We start from the raw sequence: 6912 nt of genomic DNA, 5'->3' as shown, positions 1-6912 counted from the left end.
TGGCGGCCCCCTTTTGCTCTGGATTGCTCCGGTGCGGTACTAAGGGGTGGGAAAGCGGAGATATTGCGTCGGCCATTACCGGGACGGTGTCCGGCAACCACCAGGCGGAAAAAATATCCCCGCTCGGGGAAGGCATGCCCCCGGTCGACGGCCCGCAGGGCTAAGCGCGGGCCCGGCATCCACCCGGACATGACGCTTTCGCGCGGCACCGGCCGCTCCGGAGACGGCTATGTACCACCGTCGCCCAGGCCGCCTCGATACTTGGGCCGGATGGGACCGGCGGCCGACTCAACCCACATCGCGCACCATGGGCCGCCCCGCTTCCGACACGCGGATCGCCCTTGAGGTCGGCGCGGCGGTGCCAAGCCTGCCCGCGGTTTCCTCCACCCGCCAGCGAAGGATTGCCGGAGCAGGGGCAAGGATTGCGTCGTTGCTCCTTCCGTCGCCTCTTTGATCGGGCATTCTGTATAAGTGACTGCCTGGATTGAGCTTTTTCATATTTCAAGATCAAATCCGAAAGAATAGGCTATTCAATCCTTGGAATGCTTCGACGCCACTCTGATATCCTGCTTCAATCGAGCATCATCTCGCGATCATGCCAGATCGCAGGCCGATCCTGCAGTAAAAGGCGGTGGTCAGACTTGACTCCCAGGGCCGTGCTCGCGGTACAAGGCGCTGCCCGGGCCGCGTCGGCTCGAGCCGACCAGGAGTAAGGGAATGAAAGTTCCGGAACCGCCGTCGCGCAGGTAGGCGTGTGCGGGTAGCCGCCCACACACGCCTCCTTGCGATCCATCGACCGGGGTGCGCCCTCACGAGGCCAAAGGCACCCCGGTCAGCAACCCCGAACCGCCGAGGGCGGAAACGGGCGCTTCGGCGCATGGGCAGTGGATTCGCATCTCCCACCGCCCTTGGCAAGAGTCCCCGTTCCGCTCCGGCTCGAACGACGCCAGCCGCCAGGCATCGACCGGCTGTGCGTCGCCAGCGCGGAGCTGTCATTGAACACGAAGCATGATCGAGATCCCGCACGCGAAGCGCGGGAGACGCCCGGTGACGCGGGCGCGTCGGCCGTCGGCCCGGGGGTGCCCGAACCCTTGTATCCGCCGACGAAGATTGCCGGGGCCGACCTGATGGTCGTCGGCCTCGCCTACCGGTCCGACGAGTGGATCGAGTTCCTGGATGGCGAGGATTCCGGCGGCCGTTTCGAGGTCGCCGCAGTGGTCGACCCCGTCGACCTGCGCCAGATCGAAGCGATGGTGGCGGGGCGGACCTTCCGTCTGGCGGCGGTCGACCAGGAGCTCGCCATGGGCACGTCCCTGGCTGTCCAACTCGCCTTCTTCGGGCCCCCGTCGGTCAAGGTCCTGCCGCCGCCGTCGGAGCGCAAAAGGCTGGTTGGCTCCAAGGCGCGGCGCCCACCCGAAAGGCCTTGGGTCCACACCCTCGGCGGTCCGCGGGAGCCAAGTCCGCGACGGTAGGATACCGCGTGTCGGGAGGGCGCCGGTTTGCGCCCTCCCGTGCATGAGGCGGACGCCTCACGGTCGCGCTCGGGGAAGAGAGTTGCCGCCGTGCCCCCGCGCCTCGGATGAGCCTGATGTGGATGGGGGAAGCGACTACTCCGCCGAGCCGGCCCGCGACACCTTGAGCGCCCATCATCGGCTGAGTCTTGTGCCGACGATGCGAGGCCCGCCGTCTCGAACCCGCGGTCCCCGCCGGAGCGGGTATGCCGCTCCTCGACATCCCAAGGCGATTGAGTTCATGGCGGCGCGCAAGATCCCCAAGCCATTGCACAACCGTGTCGGCGCTGCCGAATTTCGGCCACTCTAAGTGGCCACGTGAGCTGGGTGATCCCCGTTTCCATGGCTTGATCCCGACTTCGCGATGGCTCCCCCGCTCAACCGACGAACCAAGAAGGGAGAGTCGTATGTGCGCCCCCCTTCGATAGAAGCCGCCCTCGACCGATTGGCCGCCCTCGACCTGGATGGGATCGTGCGTGAGGCACGGGCGGAGGACCCCAAGGCGCCCGGCTACGTCGAGAGCGAATGCTTGGTCCATCTGCTGCGTTCGACACGCCACGACAACACGGACACCCGTTTCCAGAGACTGTTCGAGGTGTTGATCGAGAGGGTCGAGCGCTCCCTGAAGGGCTCGATCCGGACCAGCCGCCGCTACGACGCGGAGGAGTTGCGGACCGAGGTCGTCAACCGCCTCGTCGATCTCCTCGTCGAGGACAGGCAGTCTCCGGGCATCAAGCTGGATTTCTTCGAGGTGCGGTTCGCCCGCGCCATGACCGCCTTGCGCATCGGCGTGCTGCGGCGTTCCGAAAGCCGGGCGGAGGGGACCGACCACATCGAAGACATGGGCGACGGTGAAGGTGATGCCGTCCCGGCCCTGACGAACCGTATCAGCCAAGCCTTCGCCGCCGACGGGTCCGAACAGGAAAAAGAACATTTCCGGAACGAGCTGCTTCGCGCGATCGACCGTCTGCCACCCCTTCAGCGGGAAGCCGTAGCCCTCTTCCTCGAAGGCCACCGCATCGAGGGAGGGGACACGGAGACCATAGCGAAGCTTTGCGGCGTCTCGGACCGGGCGGTACGTTATCGCCTCAGGAATGCGTACGAGACGCTGCGTCGGGAACTCGGAGAGAGACGATGACGACCAGCCCCTCGCACCGCGCGCAGGAAATCCTCCTGACCTTCGCGGCGGAAGGCGAACCCACCCCGAAGCGGTTGGAGGCCTTTACGAAGGAGTACCCGGACCTCCGCCGCGAGCTCACCGACCTTGCGGTCGAGTTGGTGCTGGAACCCTCGCGGCCGGTCCCCGCGGCTGACGCCGCGACGGCGCGCACCGTGTCGTCGGCATGGGCTCGCTTCCAGGCAGGCATCGCCAGCCCCCCGGCGAAGTCCCGGGCCGGCGCGGTGGTCGAGCCTTCGCCGGACGTCTTCGCGGGCTTCGCCGGCCCGTCATTCCCACGGCTCGCGGCCCGGCTCGGAGTGACACCCGCCTTCCTGATCAAGGTCCGGGATGGCCTTATCGAGGCCGCGTCCTTCCCCAAGGCGCTGGCCAGGGACATCGCGGACGAGGTCGGGCATGGCGTCGACACGGTCATCGCCCTGTTGGAGCGCCCCGCATCCATGCCGGCCGGAACGATGGCCAAGGCCGACGGCAAGCCGGAGGTCGGCGTGAAGCAGACTTTCGAAGAGGCGGTGGCGAACTCGGGCCTGACGGCGGATCAACGGCGGCGTCTGCTCGCGATGGCAGAGGCCGAACGTGGATCCGATTGAGGCGGGGCGGAAGCAGGCCGCCCGCATCCATGCCGAGATGGTCGCCGAGGGAGCCGATCCCTGGCAGCCGTTCGACCTTGCAGTGCGGGCCATCGAGGGCCACGGCCTCTGGCACCAGCCCGTCCACGCGGGCGACGTCTCCCTGAACGGAGGCCGGGCACGGCTCGACCCGAAGTCGAAGGGCATCCTGTACGGCGAGACGGGCACTCCCGGAGGCGATGCGCTCCTGCTCGGACATGAGCTCGGGCACGTGGTGATGCACGGCGGGACCGCTCCCGTCGTCACCACGCATACCGACCCGAGCCGATCCTCCGAGAGCGGCAGCGCCGTCGAGCGGCTGGCCGACTACGGGCGTGGGGAGCGCCGCGAGGTCCAGGCCGACCTGTTCGCGCGCGAACTGGTGCTGCCGCGAGCCGTCGCGCGTCGCCATCACCAAGACGGGATGAGCGTCGCCGACATCGCCGGGCGGCTCGGCATCTGCCCGGACGTGGTGACCCAGCAACTGCTGGACGCGCTACTGCTTCCCGTCGTGCCGGACGCCGCCCCCGCCCCCGCGGCCACGATGCGGCCGGACCCGAGCCAGGATGCGGCGGTCGCCCATCGTGGCGGCCCCTACCTGCTCCAGGCGGGGCCCGGGACGGGCAAGACCCGCACGTTGGTCAGAAGGATCGAGAGCCTCGTCGACGAGGGGATCGACCCGAACGGAATCCTCGTCCTGACCTTCTCGAACAAGGCGGCGGCCGAGCTGATGGATCGGCTCGCCCTGTCGCGGCCCGAGGCGGCCGCCTCGGTCTGGACGGGCACCTTCCACGCGTTCGGGCTGGACGTGATCCGCCGCTTCCACGAACGCCTCGGACGAAGCGCGAGCCCGAAGCTCGTCGACAAGCCCACGGCCATCACGATGCTGGAGGGGGTTCTGGCGAGCCTGCCGCTGGCGCATTACCGGGACCTCTGGGACCCGGTGCAGGATCTCTCGAACATCCTCTCGGCCATTTCCCGCGCCAAGGACGAACTCGTCGACCACGTGCGCTACCGTGAATTGGCCGATGCGATGCAGCGTGCCGCCACGGACGACGCGACGCGCCTGAGGGCGGCGCGGGCGCATGAGGAAGCCATCGTCTACGAGGCTTACGAGAGGCTGCTCTCGGAGGCCGATGCCCTCGATTTCGGTGACCTCGTCATGAGGCCCGTGCGACTTGCGGCCGAGCATCCCGACGTGGCCAAGGCGCTGTCGCTCCGCCATCGCCACCTGCTCGTCGACGAGTACCAGGACGTCAACCTCGCCACCGTGCGCTTGATCCGGGCGCTGGCGGCCGACGAGGGCGAGCGGCTGTGGGTCGTCGGCGACGCCCGCCAATCGATCTACCGGTTCCGGGGCGCCACCTCGGCCAGCATGGCCGCGTTCCGGGCGCACTATCCCGGGGCGACCCTCGGGGCGCTCGACGTCAACTACCGGTCGCGCAAGGAGATCATCGACACCTTCACGAGCTTCGCCGCGAGCGTCGACGCCTTCCGCCCGCTCGGCGCGCTCGGCCTAGCCCCCGACAGGGGGGCGTCCGGCCTCAAACCGGTGCTGCACGACGCCGGCACCCCCGACGACGAGGTCGCGCTGGTGGCCGCCTCCGCGGCGCAGGCGAAGGCTGCGGGGGTGGACTACCGCGAACAGGCGGTCCTGTGCACGACCAACGACCGCCTCGCGGAGTTCGCCGCAGGCCTGATCGCCCGGGACGTACCGGTCCTCTACCTCGGGCCGCTGTTCGAACGGCCGGAGGTGAAGGAGCTGCTCTGCCTGCTCGCACTCTTCCACGATCCCCGCGCCGCAACGCTCGTCCGCGTCGCCACGATGCCGGGGTTCGAGATGGAGCTCGGCGACGTCGCCGCGGTCGCCGCCCATCTGAGGGACGCTTCAGGGCCGCCCCTCGACTGGCTGGCCGCCGCCGACGCCATCCCCGGCCTCGGCCCCTCGGCGACGGCGCCGCTGCGGCGCCTGCGAGAGGTCTGCGGGGGCTTCGCGGATCGGACGCCTCCGTGGCGCATCGCGAGCGCGCTGGTGCTGGACCGGCTCGGCATCGGCCGGAGGATCGCGGCCTCAGGTACCCTGCCCGAACGGATGGCGGGCATTGCGATCTGGCAATTCCTGAACTTCCTGCGGTCATTGCCGGTCGAGGGTCAGTTCCCGACCTTCGAGGCGCTCCGCCGGATCAAGAGGCTGGTCGTCCTCGGCGAGGAGAAATCGCTCAGGCACGTCCCGGACGCCGCCCTCGAACTGGACGCGGTGCGCATCATGACGATCCACGCCTGCAAGGGCTTGGAGTTCCAGCTCGTCCATGCGCCCGGCATGATCAAGACGGGCCTGCCGCGAACGGCCAAGCCGCCGCCTTGCCCGCCGCCGGACGCGCTGATCGAGGGCAGCGACGGCCTCACCGGCCCGCAGGCCTGCCTGACGGGCCACGAAGAGCAGGAGGCCTGCCTCTTCTTCGTCCTGCTCTCCCGCGCGCGAGACGACCTGCGCCTCTACCGGTCCACCATGATGGCCGGCGGGACCAAGAAGCGGAACCCGTCCGACTACAACGCCCGGATCGCCGCCACGCTGGGCCGGCCGCCCGCACTCGTCCGGCTCCCGTCGCCTCCGCCGCCATCCGGCCCGGCCGCCGTTCCCATCACATGGGAGACGCCGTTCGCGCTCGACCACCAGCACCTCGATTCCTACGGGAAATGCGGGCTGCGCTTCCTCTACACCTACCTGCTCGGCCTGGGCGGACGCCGCGACGAGACGCCGTACATGCGGATGCACAACGCCGTGGCGGAGACGGTCCGTTGGCTCGACCGCAACTTCGACGCCGGGCGCGCTGAGCCGGAGGGCTTCGGCGAGGCCTTCGCCGCGGCCTGGACCGAGCACGGCCCGGTCGACCACGGGCACGCCGAGGCTTACAGGACCATCGCGGACGAGATGCTGCGGTTCCTCCTCGGCCTGCGTGACGAGGAAGGCAGGCTGCCTCCCGAGGCCTTGAGCCTGGCCGTTGCGGGAGGAAGCGTCCTTTCCAGGGCGCACGACGTGGTCCGCAACGCGGACGGACGCCTCGTCGTGCGCCGCGTCGCGACGAGGAAGGCACCGTCGGCGCTGCTGAAGGAGATCGAGTACATCGTCCTGGATGCCGCGGCGGAGGTGACGTTCGGCGAACCCGTTGTGGTCGAGGCGGTGCATCTCACCGGCGGCAGCCGGCAACCGGTGGAGATCCCGCCGAAGAAGCGGGACGAGCTTCGTGCCGCCGTCGTCGCTCACATGTCCGGCATCGGGGCGGGACTGTTCGCCCCGAGCGTGGGATCCCGCTGCCCGCGCTGCCCGCATCACTTCGCCTGCCCCGGCCTTCCCGGCGGCTCGGCGGTGGTGCGGCGACCCCTGGCGTGGGGCCGGTAGCGCGGCCCGGAGCCCCTAACAGACTGCTCGGCCCGCGGCCGAAAAAAACTTGGCCCGGCCGTTTCCGGCTTGGCCGGCCCCTTTCGATCAACCCCTCGACGGGCCGGGAAGGATGGCTTCCCGGGATGATCGAAAGGCAACGGGATGAACACCAACGAGAACCACGGCCACCACGACGACGACGCCCCCCGCACGGACGAGGACGGCGTCCGCGCG

4 protein-coding genes are annotated in these 6912 nt (G+C 69.2%); all 4 read left to right on the top strand.

Translation table 11 applies throughout. From position 1 onward, the window contains the following. Nucleotides 1-995: 995 nt before the first annotated feature. The 4 genes from MFF42_RS14150 (at nt 996) to MFF42_RS14135 (ending at nt 6696) form a co-directional block, all read left to right on the top strand. Nucleotides 996-1472 (top strand): hypothetical protein, encoded by a 477-nt coding sequence (locus MFF42_RS14150; RefSeq protein ID WP_003596991.1) that lies wholly within the window; start codon nt 996-998, stop codon nt 1470-1472. Nucleotides 1473-1956: 484 nt separating this feature from the next. Next, nucleotides 1957-2649, top strand: a complete 693-nt coding sequence (locus MFF42_RS14145) for a sigma factor-like helix-turn-helix DNA-binding protein (RefSeq protein WP_238230997.1) — start codon at nt 1957-1959, stop codon at nt 2647-2649. Then, nucleotides 2646-3278 carry a hypothetical protein gene (locus MFF42_RS14140; protein WP_003596989.1) on the top strand — a complete coding sequence of 211 codons (633 nt, stop codon included), beginning with the start codon at nt 2646-2648 and terminating at the stop codon, nt 3276-3278. The genes MFF42_RS14145 and MFF42_RS14140 overlap by 4 nt, the downstream gene beginning before the upstream one ends. Next, complete coding sequence (locus MFF42_RS14135) at nt 3265-6696, top strand: ATP-dependent helicase (protein ID WP_003596988.1); 3432 nt, start codon at nt 3265-3267, stop codon at nt 6694-6696. Before MFF42_RS14140 ends, MFF42_RS14135 begins: the two co-directional genes overlap by 14 nt. Nucleotides 6697-6912 lie beyond the last annotated feature (216 nt).

Source organism: Methylorubrum podarium, assembly GCF_022179745.1.
Taxonomy (GTDB): Bacteria; Pseudomonadota; Alphaproteobacteria; order Rhizobiales; family Beijerinckiaceae; genus Methylobacterium; species Methylobacterium podarium.
This window is presented reverse-complemented; position numbering and strand designations above follow the sequence as displayed.